11 protein-coding genes are annotated in these 14,377 nt (G+C 68.4%); 10 read left to right on the forward strand and 1 reads right to left on the reverse strand.

Features of this window, described 5'->3' with window-relative positions:
• The first annotated feature begins 2 nt into the window (after nucleotides 1-2).
• Genes DB31_RS14495 through sitI6 form a run of 5 tightly spaced genes read left to right on the forward strand, consistent with a single transcriptional unit; the run spans nucleotide 3 to nucleotide 5,341 of the window.
• Nucleotides 3-554, forward strand: coding sequence for an NADPH-dependent FMN reductase (locus DB31_RS14495; RefSeq protein ID WP_044187721.1), 552 nt, complete (start codon nucleotides 3-5; stop codon nucleotides 552-554).
• Nucleotides 555-614: 60 nt separating this feature from the next.
• Entirely contained in the window at nucleotides 615-1,550 is a 936-nt protein-coding gene (locus DB31_RS14500) for an ROK family protein (RefSeq protein WP_044187723.1), read from the forward strand.
• Between the two features lie 51 nt (nucleotides 1,551-1,601).
• A complete protein-coding gene (locus DB31_RS14505; protein ID WP_044187726.1) occupies nucleotides 1,602-3,893 on the forward strand; it encodes a hypothetical protein in 2,292 nt (763 codons plus the stop codon).
• A 9-nt stretch (nucleotides 3,894-3,902) separates the two neighbouring features.
• On the forward strand, nucleotides 3,903-4,610 hold the full coding sequence (sitA6, locus tag DB31_RS14510; RefSeq protein ID WP_083968290.1) for a SitA6 family polymorphic toxin lipoprotein: 708 nt from the start codon (nucleotides 3,903-3,905) through the stop codon (nucleotides 4,608-4,610).
• Between the two features lie 5 nt (nucleotides 4,611-4,615).
• Complete coding sequence (gene sitI6, locus DB31_RS14515) at nucleotides 4,616-5,341, forward strand: SitI6 family double-CXXCG motif immunity protein (protein WP_044187728.1); 726 nt, start codon at nucleotides 4,616-4,618, stop codon at nucleotides 5,339-5,341.
• Between the two features lie 37 nt (nucleotides 5,342-5,378).
• Here the strand turns inward: sitI6 and DB31_RS14520 are convergent, their stop codons facing one another.
• On the reverse strand, nucleotides 5,379-6,830 hold the full coding sequence (locus tag DB31_RS14520) for a serine/threonine protein kinase (protein ID WP_052419962.1): 1,452 nt from the start codon (nucleotides 6,828-6,830) through the stop codon (nucleotides 5,379-5,381).
• A 367-nt stretch (nucleotides 6,831-7,197) separates the two neighbouring features.
• Here DB31_RS14520 and DB31_RS14525 point away from each other — a divergent pair, with 367 nt between their 5' ends.
• The 5 genes from DB31_RS14525 to DB31_RS14545 all read left to right on the forward strand — a co-directional run bounded on the left by DB31_RS14525 (nucleotide 7,198) and on the right by DB31_RS14545 (nucleotide 14,368).
• Nucleotides 7,198-8,325, forward strand: coding sequence for an ABC transporter substrate-binding protein (locus DB31_RS14525; protein ID WP_044187732.1), 1,128 nt, complete (start codon nucleotides 7,198-7,200; stop codon nucleotides 8,323-8,325).
• A gap of 15 nt (nucleotides 8,326-8,340) precedes the next feature.
• A complete protein-coding gene (locus DB31_RS14530; protein ID WP_044187735.1) occupies nucleotides 8,341-9,129 on the forward strand; it encodes an ATP-binding cassette domain-containing protein in 789 nt (262 codons plus the stop codon).
• Nucleotides 9,126-10,361 (forward strand): sugar ABC transporter permease, encoded by a 1,236-nt coding sequence (locus tag DB31_RS14535; protein ID WP_044187737.1) that lies wholly within the window; start codon nucleotides 9,126-9,128, stop codon nucleotides 10,359-10,361. Before DB31_RS14530 ends, DB31_RS14535 begins: the two co-directional genes overlap by 4 nt.
• Before the next feature lie 43 nt (nucleotides 10,362-10,404).
• A complete protein-coding gene (locus tag DB31_RS14540) occupies nucleotides 10,405-11,493 on the forward strand; it encodes a Gfo/Idh/MocA family protein (RefSeq protein WP_044187739.1) in 1,089 nt (362 codons plus the stop codon).
• Between the two features lie 76 nt (nucleotides 11,494-11,569).
• Nucleotides 11,570-14,368, forward strand: coding sequence for a cation-translocating P-type ATPase (locus DB31_RS14545; protein WP_044187741.1), 2,799 nt, complete (start codon nucleotides 11,570-11,572; stop codon nucleotides 14,366-14,368).
• The last annotated feature ends 9 nt before the right edge of the window (nucleotides 14,369-14,377 follow it).

A 14,377-nucleotide genomic window follows, 5' to 3' on the forward strand; every position in this document is an offset into this window, starting at 1 on the left:
TCATGAGCGCGCCCCGGATCATCGCCATCTCCGGTAGCCTCCGCACCGGCTCCTTCAACCGCAAGCTGCTGGCGCTGCTGGTGGAGCAGGCCCGCGCGAAGGGCGCCGAGGTGGATGTGGTGGACCTCAAGGTGCTGGTGCTGCCCATCTATGACGGAGACATCGAGGCCCAGGGCTTGCCGCCCCCTGCGGTGGAGCTGCGCGAGCGCATCTCCAAGGCCCAGGGGCTGCTCATCTCCAGCCCGGAGTACAACGCCTCCATCCCTGGGAGCCTGAAGAACGCCATCGACTGGGCGTCGCGTGGCGGGCCCAACGTGTTCAAGGGCAAGTGGGCGGCGCTTGCGGGGGCCTCGCCTGGCATGTTCGGGACGGTGCGGATGCAGGCCCACCTGCGCCAGTCGCTGACGCACTTGGGCATGAACCTGCTGCCGGACCAGTTCCTCGTCTCCCACGCCGACCAGGCCTTCACCGAGGAAGGCCGGCTCAAGGACGAGTCCCGGCTCAAGAGCCTCGAGGGGCTCGTCACCGGATTGATTGCCCGCATCCAGGGCTGAGGTGTAAGGGGCGCCCGCCGCCCATGTCTCCTATATATATAAGGAGCAGAGGAGAGCCTGATGCCGACGCTGGGAATCGATCTGGGAGGGACCAACGCTCGCGCCGCCGTGGTGGACGAGAAGGGGAACATCCTCACCTCGTCGAAGCTGTCCCTCACCGAGCGCAGCCCTGCAGCCGTGGTGGAGGTCATCGCTCAGGCCGCCGCCGGGGCCCTGGCCGCCGCGGGAGGGTTAGAGGTGCGAGGCTGTGGAGTGGGGGCTGCCGGGCAGATCCACCGGGACTCGGGGATCATCGCCGTGGCGCCCAACCTGGGCTGGCGCAACGTACCGCTGGGGGCCATGTTGACGGAGCGGCTCGGGCGGCCGGCGCGCATCGTGAATGACTTGGCGGCCGCCGCGTATGGCGAGCTGCACGCGGGCGCGGGCCGGGGCGCCACGGATGTGTACACGGTCTTCGTGGGCTCGGGCGTGGGCAGCTGCATCATCGCCAACGGCCAGCTGGTGCGCGGCGGTGGCGGCGTGGCTGGCGAGCTGGGCCATACCAAGGTGATTCCCGGGGGCCGGCGGTGCGGCTGTGGCGAGCTGGGGTGCCTGGAGGCCTACGCGGGCGGGCACAACCTCATCGCCCAGGCGCGCGAGCTGATGGTGGCCGGGCGCTCCACGGTGCTGTCGGACCTGACGGGGGGCGAGCCCTCGCACCTCACGCCGTTGACCCTCGAGAAGGCGGCGGAGGCGGGGGATCCGGGCGCTCGGGAGATCCACGAGCGGGCCGGGCAGATGCTGGGCATCGCCATTGCCAACATGGTGACGGTGCTGAACCCGGCGCGGCTGATTCTGGGCGGCGGGGTGCTGATGAACTGCCCGGGCATCCGCCGCTACGTGGTGGAGGCGGTGCAGACGCTGTCCTCCAACAGCTCCCGCGAGGGGCTGCTCATCGCCGAGGCGGAGTTGGGCGACGACAGTGGTCTCATTGGAGCGGCGATGCTGGCAGCCTGACCTGCTACGCTGGGCGGAGCGTTGTTCCTCCGCCCCGTAGCGAGGTCATTCATGCCCTTCGAATGGAAGCTGGCCAGTCTCGATGAGCTCAAGGAACTGCTCCTGGACACGTCCCTCCAGGACTCGCAGGTCCGCGTCAACCTGGCCACGGCCAAGGTAGAGCAGCCGATCAGCCTGGGGCTCGAGGCGCTCTCATTCGTGTTGGACGGCGGCACGGAGGCCAACATCGAGGCCTTCAACGCGCCGGGGGACGTGGACGCGGACGGCGTCGTCGGTGACAAGCCCGCGCAGGAGGACATGACGAAGCTGAGCCCGCCGCTGCTGCTGGGGCAGGACGCGTGGCTGAAGTACGCGGTGCGGGTGCGCGCCAAGGCGCAGGCCGGGGTGGCGCTGCCGTTCCTGTCGGGCTCGGGCAGCGGCGAGGTGGCGATTCAGGTCGCGGACTACCACGTGCACTCGCTGACCGACCGGCTGCGCGACGCCATCAACACGGACACGCGCAACCTCCGGCTGCCGCTGGTGCTCGAGCACGTGCTGAAGATCCAGCCGAAGGAGGCGCTGAGCTTCCAGGCGCGCACGCGGCTGGAGACGTCCGTCACGCTCGCGTGGGGAGACGTCTTCAGCACCAACCTGAACCCGCTGAGCCGGCTGCTGCCGGTGGGGACGCTGCTGGCCATCAAGGCCACGGCGGGTGCGACTGTCACAGGCAGCGTGAGTGTGACGGATGACTTCATGGTCACCTTCTCGCGCGAGAAGGCGGGGGCGATGGTGGTCTCCGTGCAGAAGGGCGCGGTGCGCGAGGCGAAGCGGGCGGCGCAGATTGGCGTCACCGTGGAGGCGGCGGTGGATCCGGCGGTGGTGGACGCGGCGCTGAACGCGCTGGTGGGGCTGCCGGGGCTCTCGCACTTCGAGCAGCTGGTGGACAAGCTCTCCACCACGCAGCTGTCCGAGGAGGAGAAGAAGCTGCTGAGGCTGGCGTTGGACCGGCTGGGGATGACGGACTACGAGGCCGACGCGACGGCGCTGAAGCGGGCCTGGGAGGACCAGAAGGCGAAGGCGAAGCAGGCGCTGGTGACGATGGCGGCGGAGAAGATCTCCTCCGGGTTCCAGTACGAGTACGCGCGGGTGTCCGAGCAGCAGACGCTGCTGCGGCTGGAGGTGGCGGATGCGCAGCTGGCGAAGCTGCACCTGCCGCTGGTGATGGGGCGGCTGACGCAGGTGCTGAAGCAGGTGGAGCCGGGGGCGCTGCGCAGCTACTTCCAGCAGAACACGCGGACGCTGAGTGAGGCGTGGGGCTTCACGCTGGGGTTCTCGAAGTGGCAGGTGCTGAAGAGCCAGACGCAGAGGAAGCTGCAGCGGGTGGCGCAGTACGGCTCGCCGGATCCGGTGCATGGGCCTCGGCGGTACGCGTTCATGGGGATGCGCAGCTATGAGGGCGGGCTGTTCCAGGGGACGGGGCGCTGGTCCGTGGACTTCAAGGCGGACATGGGCGAGTTCCGGGCGCAGCCGACGGTGCGGGACTTCAGCTACGGGCTGTATCTGCAACTGCAGCGGAAGGGGAAGCTGTCGGAGACGGCGGTGCGGCAGGCCATCGACGAGGCGATCGTCTGGCACGTGTTGGACGACGCGGACGAGGAGCAGGTGCTGAAGCAGATCCAGGAGGCGGCGAAGGGCGAGGCGGTGGAGCTGCGGCTGGAGGTGAAGCTGGCGGACACGGTGTTCCGGGAGCTGACGGCGCTGGCGGCGATGGGAGTGCCGGAGCTGTACGCGAAGGCGCTGGCGCGGTCGATGCCGTGGGACAAGAGCCCGGCGCGTGCGAACCCCGAGTTCCGGCAGAGCGTGTACGCGCCGCTGTGGATGACGTACCTGACGGAGAAGGGGAAGGACTGGACGCCGCCGAGGGCGGCGCAGCGTGCGGCGGCGTGGCTGAAGCAGAACAAGATCGCGAAGGGGAGTGCGGGGGAGGTGGCGTACTGGGAGGGGCAGGGGACGGCATACCCGAACACGTTCGCGGACGTGCTGGACAAGAACTCGCGGTTGGCGGACGTGGGCAGCCAGTACGGGGGGACGTACGTGCGGTGGCAGCGGCTGGTGGCGGGGATGGCGTTGCTGCGGGATGGGCTGCAGCAGGGGGCGGATCCGGCGGTCATCGAGAAGGTGTTCGAGGAGCTGGAGGAGCTCTGGCGCGTGTCGTTCCACGTGAAGGCGTTCGGCGCGATGTTGCTGGAGCTGTCGGCGAAGAGCGTCCAGGGCATGGCGGCGGTGGAGCGCACGTTCACGGTGGTGACGGGGACGGGGGACAAGCAGTCCCAGCTCGTCTTCACCGCCTCCCGCGAGGGGTAACGAAGAACCGTGAGCGCCTCACGCCCATGGTGGCTGCTGGTGGCTATAGCGCTAGCAGCCTGTGCGACGACACCCCGGGGAAGTGAGAGGCTGGGCTGCGAGGAGTCGGCTGAGCTCGTTTCTTACGAGGAAGCATGCTCGCACGAGAACAGCCTGGTGGCGCTGTGCGCAGGTGAGCAATGCGGGCTGTACCGATGCTGGCAGGTGCAGGAGCAGGGGGACGAAACGCGCGTGGTGCTTGCGCGGCACCCGGTGGGGGCATTGCCCAATCCTCAGCGGGGCGCGCAGAGGAACTGGGGGAGCGCACAAGAGTTGCCGCGGGATGCGCGGCCGGTGTTCATCATCCCGTGGCAGCACAAGCCGCCGCTGTTGCCCAGTCAGCAGCAGATGCTGGAGGAGGCAGCCAAGGAGCGGGCCAAGCCGCATGAGCAGCACCACATCTTCCCGCGAATGTTCAAGGAGTGGTTTACCCAGCAAGGCATCGACATCGACAAGTATGTGCTCCTGCTGGAGTTGGAGAAGCACAGGAGCATCCATCGCGGAGCCAACGGAGGCCCGTGGAATGCCGCATGGGCTCGTTTCATCCAAGAAAACCTGGCGGGGGCCCCGAAAGAGAAGATCCACAGATACGCCGGACAACTCATCTACGAGTTCGAGCTGTTCGGCCCTGTCATTCCGTATTCGAGACAGCCGCCCCCGCTGCCTCCAGGGTACTAGCGCCGATGCGATTCTATTGGCTCAGCACCCCTCCATCGCCGCGTGACTCAGGCGGGTATACGTACGGGCATACATGGAGCCTGCCTGGAGTGGCCTGCCCGGTGTGCAATCTCTCTGGGGGCACGGCTGCGAATGCCTACCCTTCTGTAGACCTGTCTCACCTGCCGGCTCAGGAGCAGCGGAAGTACTTCGCGCGGTTCGAGGAAGACTTCGTGGAGTTCGAGCGGCTGCGCGAACAGGTGCGCCCGTTGGTGCCTTCCGGAATCCCCCTCTGGCCAGGGACTGCTTTCGGTCCCCTGCATGGCTCGGCCTGGGGAGAGTTTGGCCCGCTGAGCCTGATTCACGCGTGGGAGCTGTTGATCAGGCGTGAGCCATTCGAGCGTCTGCAGGCTGAGGGCTTGAGGGGCTTGAAGGGCTGTCGCACGGCCCTGCGCTTTCGCAAGAAGAACCCACCCGAGTTGCTGGAGATGGAATTGGTGCCCCGGGGCGAGTTCCACTCGGATTGCCTGCCGGAACGTCCCCTGCCCTGTCCGAAGTGCGAGAGGAGAGAACTCAAGTGTCCAGACGAGCCCATTCTGGATGCGGCCTCTCTGCCTGAAGACCAGGATTTGTTCCGACTGGCTGGGTTTCTGTCGATGATCATCGCCACCGAGCGCTTTGTAGATGCAGTGCGGCGTCTGAGCTACGAGCAGGATATCGCCTTCCGCGAACTGCCGGTGCGCGGCGCGTAGCACAGGCTGGTTCAACTGATCGCGCCATGAAGCGGCGTCATGGCTGCTCGGAGGTGGGCGGCGGGCGGCTGTCGAAGACGGGCATGTAGCATTGGCCCTCTCGTTCGTAGGCTGCACCGCACGGCGGATCAATCCGGAGGATGGACCAGCAAGCTCCTATGACCACGACCTCCGAGCGTGGATTGCAGGGGGGCTTCTTCTGCCCAGGAAGAGGAGTCTTGGGCATGGCCAAACCGATGGCAGAGACAGGCAGTCCCGTTCGCGGACCCTCCTGCACGGAGGCCATGGCGGCATCCGCGACGCCAGCATCAGGCGTCTCTATGGGGGGTGTCGGAACCTCTTTGGCCATCAGCGGGGGGCCGGAAGGGGCCGATTCTTCTCGGGGCGCTGGGCCTGATGGGAGCTTGGAACCGATGAGCACGACGAACCCCCCCACCATGGCGGCTGCAGCCCATGAGAGCAGCGCCAGGGTGGCGTGGTGCGTGGCGTCTGCTGAGGAGCGCTGACGGCTCGGAGGGGGAGGGGACCCGCTTGAGGACGCAGAACGGGACGGTGCCTCTAACTCAGAAGGAACTCCTACCCGAAGCAGGCGGATGGGATTGTCCGCCACATGCCGAGTATGGAGCGCAGCGTGCTCTAACGCCTCTACCGTCTGAGGAGTGGTACCGCGGTTCGCTTTATCCTCGGAGAGCAGGCGCAGGATGATGCTGTCCAATTCTGGAGTGACCGTGGCGAGCTCTCTTGGGGGGCGCAGTTCCCGCTGCTCCTCATGCTGGGTCTCGCTGATGGGCGGGGGGTAGGTGCCCGTCACGAGCCGGTAGGCGGTGACGCCCAGCGCGTACAGGTCATCGCAGGGGCTCGCTTTCCAGCGCGCCTGGTCATCCCTGTAGAAGCGCCACGTGAAGCGTAGCAGCTCCGGCGAGCGGTAGACGCTGGTGCCCGGAGGCGCACAGGTGTCCGTCAGCGGGCGCGCTCCCGGGAACCATCCGGCGCCGAAGTCCACCAGCACCGCGCGGCCTTCAGGAGTGACGCGGATGTTGTCCCCCTTGACGTCCCGGTGAACGGCGCCCGAGGCATGAACCGCCGCCAGTCCTTGTGCCACCTGGGCGAGCACTTCGAGCACGTCCCGGGAGGAGCGCTCTTCCTCGTGGCCCCACTCATAGAGGATGGAGCCCGCCACGTACTCCATGACTAGGTAAGGGTGGTCGTCACCCCGGGCCGAGATCCAGATCCCAAAGTCCTCAAAGCGAGGCAGCGCGGGGTGTTGAGTGCGCCGGAGCAGCTCGGCTTCCCGCTCGAAGCGCGGATCACCGGCTTGCTTGGCCATCTTCATGGCGAAGGGGCCTGCTTCCGGCTTCGAAGCGCGCTCCACCAGGAACACCACTCCGTAGCTGCCGGAGTCGATGCGTTCGAGGACACGCCAGGGGCCTACGAGCGAGCCGGGGCGCAGATCGCGAGGGTCAACAGGGGTCTCCAGGTCATCGCTCAAGGGGCTTCTCCCGCAGGGGCGCGGAGCTGAACCCGAGCCTACCGAAGAGGTGGCCCAGAAGATACCCGCTCTCTTGGGTTGTGTCCGCCTGCCTCACGGGCATGACTGTTCGGAAATGTCGGGACTTTTGCGTCCAAAACCCCCGACATTTCCGAACAGGCGTCCGCGAGAACTCTTCGTAGCTGTGCCGGCCGCTGTGGACCCGGAAGGGAAGCCGATGTCAACCAGGAGGTAGGTTCTGCGCCCACCTCTGAAAGCGCATGCAAAGTCTTGCGGGCGTTACGAACCGGCGACAGGATGCGCCGCCGTTTTCCCTACAACTGCCACAACTCACCAGAGGGAGGGACGAGTGGACACCCGTTCTTCGATGACTCGTATCGGCGCCGCATCGGTGCTGGCTGCTGTGATGCTGCTGAGCCCCGCCTGCAAGAAGGAGGAGAAGCCTGCCGGTGATACCACCGGGACGGCGACGGGGACGCCTCCCGCGGCCGAGAAGAAGCCGGCCGGCGGGAAGATCGCCCTGCTGCTGCCCGAGACGAAGACGGCTCGTTACGAGTCCCACGACCGCCCTCACTTCGAGCGCAAGGTGAAGGAGCTGTGTTCCGAGTGCGAGGTCATCTACAGCAACGCGGATCAGGACGCGTCCAAGCAGCAGAACCAGGCCGAGGCCGCGCTGACCAACGGCGCCCAGGTGCTGGTGCTGGATCCGGTGGACTCCGCCTCGGCGGCCGCCATCGTCACGCGCGCCAAGCAGTCGAAGATCCCCGTCGTCAGCTATGACCGCCTCATCACCGGCGCGGACGTGGACTACTACATCTCGTTCGACAACGAGAAGGTCGGCAAGCTCCAGGCCACCGCGCTCGTGGACAAGCTCAAGGCGGACGGGAAGACGGGCGGCACCATCGTGATGATCAACGGTGCGCCCACCGACAACAACGCCAAGCTCTTCAAGGCCGGCGCGCACAGCATCATCGACGGCAGCGGCCTGAAGATCGGCGCCGAGTACGACACCCCGGACTGGAGCCCGGACAAGGCCCAGCAGCAGATGGAGCAGGCCATCACCTCCATCGGCAAGGACAAGATCGCCGGCGTGTACTGCGCCAATGACGGCACGGCGGGCGGCGCCATCGCGGCCATGAAGGCCGCGGGCGTCAAGCCGCTGCCCCCCGTCACGGGCCAGGACGCGGAGCTGGCGGGTATCCAGCGCATCATCGCGGGCGAGCAGTTCATGACCGTCTACAAGGCCATCAAGCCCGAGGCCGAGGTCGCCGCGGAGCTGGCGGTGGCGCTGGTGCGCGGCCAGCAGGCCCCGGCGGGCAAGGTCAACGCCAAGGTGAACAACGGCAAGCTGGACGTGCCCTCCATCCTCCTGGAGCCCGTGGCCGTCACCAAGGACAACGTGAAGACCACGGTCGTCGCGGACGGGTTCTGGAAGCCGGACGAGCTCTGCGCCGGCTCCTACAAGGACGCCTGCACCGCGGCCCAGATCCAGTAACGCCTGGAGGGTGGAATGACCGCTACATCGTTGCTGGAGCTGAAAGGGGTCTCCAAGCGCTTCGGGGCCGTCCAGGCCCTCACCACGGTGGACTTCGAGGTCCGCCCCGGTGAGGTCGTGGCCCTGGTGGGCGACAACGGGGCCGGGAAGTCCACCCTCATCAAGATCATCTCAGGAATCATCCCCATCGACGAAGGGCAGGTCCTCTTCGAGGGCCGGCCCGTCTCCCTGAACGGGCCTCAGGCCTCGTCGTCGCTGGGAATTGCCACCGTGTACCAGGACCTCGCGCTGTGCGACAACCTGGACGTCGTGGGCAACCTGTTCCTCGGGCGCGAAGTGCGCTCGGGGGCCGCGGGCAAGCTCACGGGGTGGCTGGACGAGACCGCCATGGAGCAGCAGGCGAGCGCGCTGCTCCAGCGGCTCAGTGTGAGCATCCCCAGCGTGCGCACGCAGGTGGCCGCGCTGTCGGGTGGCCAGCGGCAGTCCATCGCGGTGGCTCGCGCGATGATGGGCTCGCCGAAGATGGTGCTGCTGGACGAGCCCACCGCGGCGCTCGGTGTGGCGCAGACGCGCCAGGTGCTGGACCTCATCCGCCGCCTGCGCGAGCAGGGCCTGGGCGTGGTGGTCATCAGCCATAACCTGATGGATGTGTTCTCCGTGTCCGACCGCATCATCGTGATGCGGCTGGGCAAGCGGGTGGCGACCTTCGACACCCAGGCGGCCAAGGAAGTCGAGGTCGTCTCCGCCATCACCGGAGCCAAGAAGCAGGAAGTCGTCGAGACGCTCAAGACGGAGGCCCAATGAGCTCCCCCCGTGAAGTCGTGGCCTATGTCGATCCGCGCTTGATTCAGGATGCCCCGGGTCTGAAGGGTGCGTGGCAGGGCTTCCGCCGCCGCGTGTCCCAGGGCGAGCTGGGCAGCCTGCCCGTCATCGTCGGACTGAGCCTCATCTGGCTCATCTTCTATGTGGCCAACGAGCGCTTCCTCTCCGCCGTCAACCTCACCAACCTGATGCTGCAGATCGCCGCCATGGGGACGATCTCCGCGGGCATCGTGCTGGTGCTGCTGCTGGGAGAGATTGACCTGTCGGCGGGCGCCGTGAGCGGCCTGTCCGCCGCGGTGATGGCCATCCTCAACGTGAAGCACGGGTGGGGGGCTGTTCCGGCGCTCCTGGCGGGCCTGGCCGCCGGCGCGGGCATCGGCCTGTTCCACGGCCTGTGGATTACGCGGTTCCGCGTGCCCTCGTTCGTGGTGACGCTGGCCGGACTGCTGGGCTGGCAGGGTGCGCTGCTTTTCGTGCTGGGCAACACCGGCACGGTGAACCTGAATGACCCGGTCATCAACGGGCTGACCGGCACCTTCTTCGAGCCGGCCATTGCCTGGCCCATCGCCATCCTCATCATCGCCCTCTACGTGGCCACGGTGCTGGTCGAGCGGATGCGCCGGGGGGCGGCGGGGCTGCCCCAGGCGCACCTGCGCTCCACCGTGGCGCGCATGGTGGTCATCTCCGGCGCGGTGGTGGCCTCGGTGGCCGTGTTCACCCAGGACCGCGGCTTGCCGCTGGCGGCCATCATCTTCGCGGGCTTCGTGGTGGGCATTGAACTGCTCATCAAGCGCACCCGCTTCGGCCGGCACGTCTTCGCGGTGGGTGGCAACGCCGAGGCGGCTCGCCGCGCGGGCATCCGCGTGGAGACCATCCGCGTGGCCATCTTCACCCTGGCCTCCACCATGGCGGCTGCGGGTGGTATCCTTGCCTCCTCGCGCTTGCTGGCGGTGAACCAGTCCTCTGGCAGCGGCGACGTGCTGCTCAACGCCATCGCCGCGGCGGTGATTGGCGGCACCAGCCTCTTCGGCGGGCGCGGTTCGGCCTGGTCGGCCATCCTGGGAGCGCTGGTGATTGGCTCTATCTCCAACGGAATGGACCTGCTCGCGCTATCCTCGTCCGTGAAGTTCATGGTCACGGGCGCGGTGCTGCTGGTGGCGGCCTCCATCGACGCGCTCTCACGGAGAGGCCGGCAGGCGGCGGGCAGGGCGTGAACCGGGCGCCGGGGCGCAGGTCCCCGGCCCTCAGGGAGACGCGATGACGACGGGAGCACCCGCCCTTCGAGTGGGCATCATCGGCACAGGCTTCGCGCGCTCCACGCAGATCCCCGCATTTCAGTCGCTCCCGGGCGTGGAGGTGGTCTCCATCGCCAGCGCCCGGCTCGAGCGCGCCGAGCAGGTGGCGCGCGAGTGTGGCATCCCTCGCGCCACCCAGGACTGGCGCGAGGTGGTGCGGGACCCGGGGGTGGACCTCGTCAGCATCGTCACCCCGCCGCACCTGCACCGCGAGATGGCCATCGCCGCGGTGCACGCGGGCAAGGCCGTGCTCTGCGAGAAGCCCACCTCGCTGGAGGCCGCCGAGGCGGAGATCATGTGGCTGGCGGCCGAGCAGCGGGGCGTGCTCGCGCTGATGGACCATGAGCTGCGCTTCCTGCCCTCGCGCCAGCGGATGCGGGAGATCATCCTCTCCGGAGAGCTGGGGACGATTCATCACGCCCGCGTGCGCTACCGCAGCGACAACCGCGCCGGACCCGGGCGGCCGTGGGACTGGTGGTCGGACGTGGCGCGCGGCGGAGGACTGCTGGGGGCGCTGGGCTCGCATGCGGTGGACGCGCTGCGCTTCCTGCTGGGCCGCGAGCCGACGGAAGTCTTGGGCGTCCTGGCCACGCACATCCCCTCGCGGCCGGATGCGCAGAGCGGCACAGCGCGGATGGTGACGTCCGATGACGAGGTGCAGGCGCTGCTGGGCTTCGGCGGAGGCCTCACGGCCGCGATGAGCCTCTCCGCGGTGGAGCCCGGCAAGCCGATGCACGTGGTGGAGGTGTTCGGTACGCGCGGCGGCCTGCGCGTGGAGGGCTCGGAGTTGCTGCGGGCCGAGGTGGGCGGCCGGCGGTGGGCGCCGGTGGAGCTGCCTTCGCTGCAGCCGCTGCCCGCGGGCATGCCGGAGACCGAGTGGGCGCTCGGCTTCGTGCAGTACGCGCGCGCCATCGTCGAGGCACTGCGGGCGGGCGCCCGGACGCTGCCTGGGGCGGCCTCCTTCGAGGAGGGGTGGCGCAACCAGCGTGTGCTGGATGCCATTCGCCGCTCCCACTCCGAGCGCCGCTGGATTCCTCTCAGCAAGGTGTAGCAGGGCGAGAAGCTGCCTGCCGGGCGGGCCTGTGTCTGCGGCTCGGGGCTCCCCACCTTTCAAGGTGGAGCCACGAATGGATTCGATAAAGACACCCCAGACGAGCAGCCCTGCGGCCGCCTCCTGGCACTCGCTCGCCGCCGAAGATGTGCTGAAGCGCCTGCAGACCACCGCCGAAGGACTCTCCCACCAGGAGGGCCAACAGCGGCTGGCACGCCACGGCCCCAACGTCCTGGAGCGCCAGAGCCAGAGCGGCCCGCTCCGGGTGCTCTTCCGGCAGATCAACAACCCGCTCATCTGGGTGCTGCTCGGCTCCGCGGTGCTGGCCATCGCGCTGGGGAAGGTGACGGACGGGCTGGTGGTGCTCGCGGTGGTGGTGCTCAACACCGTCATCGGCTTCGTGCAGGAGTTCCGGGCTGGCCGCGCCATCGAGGCGCTGTCGCGCATGGTGCCGGAGCTCACCGCCGTGCTGCGCGGCGGGCACAAGGTGACGGTTCCCGCAGCGGAGCTGGTGCTGGGGGACGTGGTGATGCTGGCCTCGGGAGACAAGGTGCCGGCGGACCTGCGGCTGATCTCCGTGCGCAACCTCCAGGTGGAGGAGGCCGCGCTCACGGGCGAGTCCGTGCCCGTCATGAAGCAGCTCCGGCCCGTGGCCGAGGACGCGGCCCTGGGCGACCGCTCCAACCTCGCCTTTGGTGGCACGCTCGTGACGTCTGGCACGGGCACCGCCGTGGTGGTGGCCACCGGAGGGCATACGGAGCTGGGGCGCATCTCGAAGATGCTGGGCGAGACGGTGGATTTGCAGACACCGTTGACGAAAGCGCTGGCGACCATTGGCCGCTTCCTCACCATCGGCATCCTGGCGGTCTCGGTGGTGCTGCTGGCCGTGGGGCTGCTGCGTGGCTACGCGGTGGGCGAAGCCCTGCTCGTGGCCATCACCCTGGCCGTCGCCGCCATCCCCGAGGGCCTTCCCGCCATCGTCACCATCGCCCTGGCCATCGGCGTGCAGCGCATGGCGGCGCGCCGGGCCGTCATCCGGAAGCTGCCTGCGGTGGAGACGCTCGGGAGCACCACCGTCATCTGCTCGGACAAGACGGGCACGCTCACGCGCAATGAGATGACAGTGCAGGCGCTGTGGACGCCTGCGGGTGGCTGGACCATGTCGGGTGTGGGGTATGCGCCGGAGGGGCGCCTCCATCAGAAGGGCGTGCCCGTGGACGGAGTGCCCGAGGCCGCGCGGGAGCTGCTGCGGGCCGGAGCGCTCTGCAACGACGCCGCGCTCCAGTCCAAAGGGGGGAAGTGGGAGCTGACGGGAGACCCCACCGAGGGCGCGCTCCTGGTGGCGGCGGAGAAGGCAGGACTGCCCGTGGAGGAACTCTGTGAGCGTTTCCCCCGGGTGGATGCCATCCCCTTCGAATCGGAGAGCCAGTTCATGGCGACCCTGCATGAGGACGGAGAGGACCGCCGGTCTATCTTCCTCAAGGGCGCTCCGGAGGTCATCCTGCGGCGCTGCGCGCTCCCCGAGGGCCTACGCCCAGAAGGAGTGCTCGCCGAGGTGGAGCGGATGGCCGAGGGGGGCATGCGTGTGCTGGCGGTGGCCTCGAAGGCGGTACCCGCCACGCACGAGCGGATGGAGCCGGAGCACGTGGCCGGAGGCTTCTCACTGTTGGGCCTGCAGGGGATGATCGATCCGCCGCGCCAGGAGGCCATCGCCGCGGTGCGGGCGTGCCACGAGGCAGGCATCGTCGTGAAGATGATCACCGGCGATCACCAGAAGACGGCGGAGAGCATCGGCCGGGAGCTGGGGCTGCACGGGACGGGACCCGCGCTGACGGGGCGGCAGCTCGCGGAGCTGAACGACCACCAGCTGGCGGAGGCCGGGGCCACCACGAACGTGTTCGCGCGCGTCGCTCCCGAGCACAAGCTGCGGCTGGTGCGCGCGCTCCAGGCCCGGCACCAGGTGGTGGCGATGACGGGCGATGGTGTCAACGACGCGCCCGCGCTCAAGCAGGCCAACATCGGTGTGGCCATGGGCATCACCGGCACGGCCGTGTCGAAGGAGGCGGCGGACATCGTCCTCATGGACGACAACTTCGCGTCGATCGCGGCGGCGGTGGAGGAGGGCCGGCGCGTCTATGACAACCTCATCAAGTCCCTGGCGTTCGTGCTGCCCACCAACCTGGGGCTGGCGCTCATCCTGGCCTTCGGCGTGGCCTTCTTCCCCATCCAAGAGGTGGGCGGAGCGCTGGCGCCGCTGATGCCCATGCTCCCGACGCAGCTCCTGTGGATCAACCTGGTGGCCACCGTGGCGCTGGCCCTGCCGCTGGCCTTCGAGGCCAAGGAGCCCAACGTCATGCAGCGGCCGCCGCGCAGTCCCAGCGGGCCCGTGCTGAGCCGCTTCGTGGTGGTGCGCACCCTGGTGGCGGCGGTGCTGATGGCCGCGGGCGCCATCGGGCTGTTCCTCTGGGAGTACACCTCCGAGGTGGGACGCTCCGGGCACGCGGTGGCGCTGCGCGAGGCCCAGACCATGGCCGTCACCACCGTCATCCTCTTCCAGATCTTCTACATGCTCATGTGCCGCAGCCTGAAAGGCTCGATCTTCCGGCTGGGCTGGCTCAGCAACCCCACTGTCTTCGTGGGCATCGGCGTGCTGGTGCTGCTGCAGCTGGGCTTCATCTACCTGCCCTTCATGCAGAAGGTGTTCGGCACCTCCGCGCTGGATTGGAAGGCGCTCGGGATGTCCACCCTGGTGGCGGTCGTCATCCTCCCCGTCATTGGCGCGGAGAAGCTCTGGCGCTCGCGGCGGGAGCGGACCTCCCTGGATCGCCGCGAGCCACCTCGGGGCTTGCGTGTGGGGCCTCGGCTCCCGGCGTAGGCGAGGGAC

Source organism: Hyalangium minutum, assembly GCF_000737315.1.
GTDB lineage: Bacteria > Myxococcota > Myxococcia > Myxococcales > Myxococcaceae > Hyalangium > Hyalangium minutum.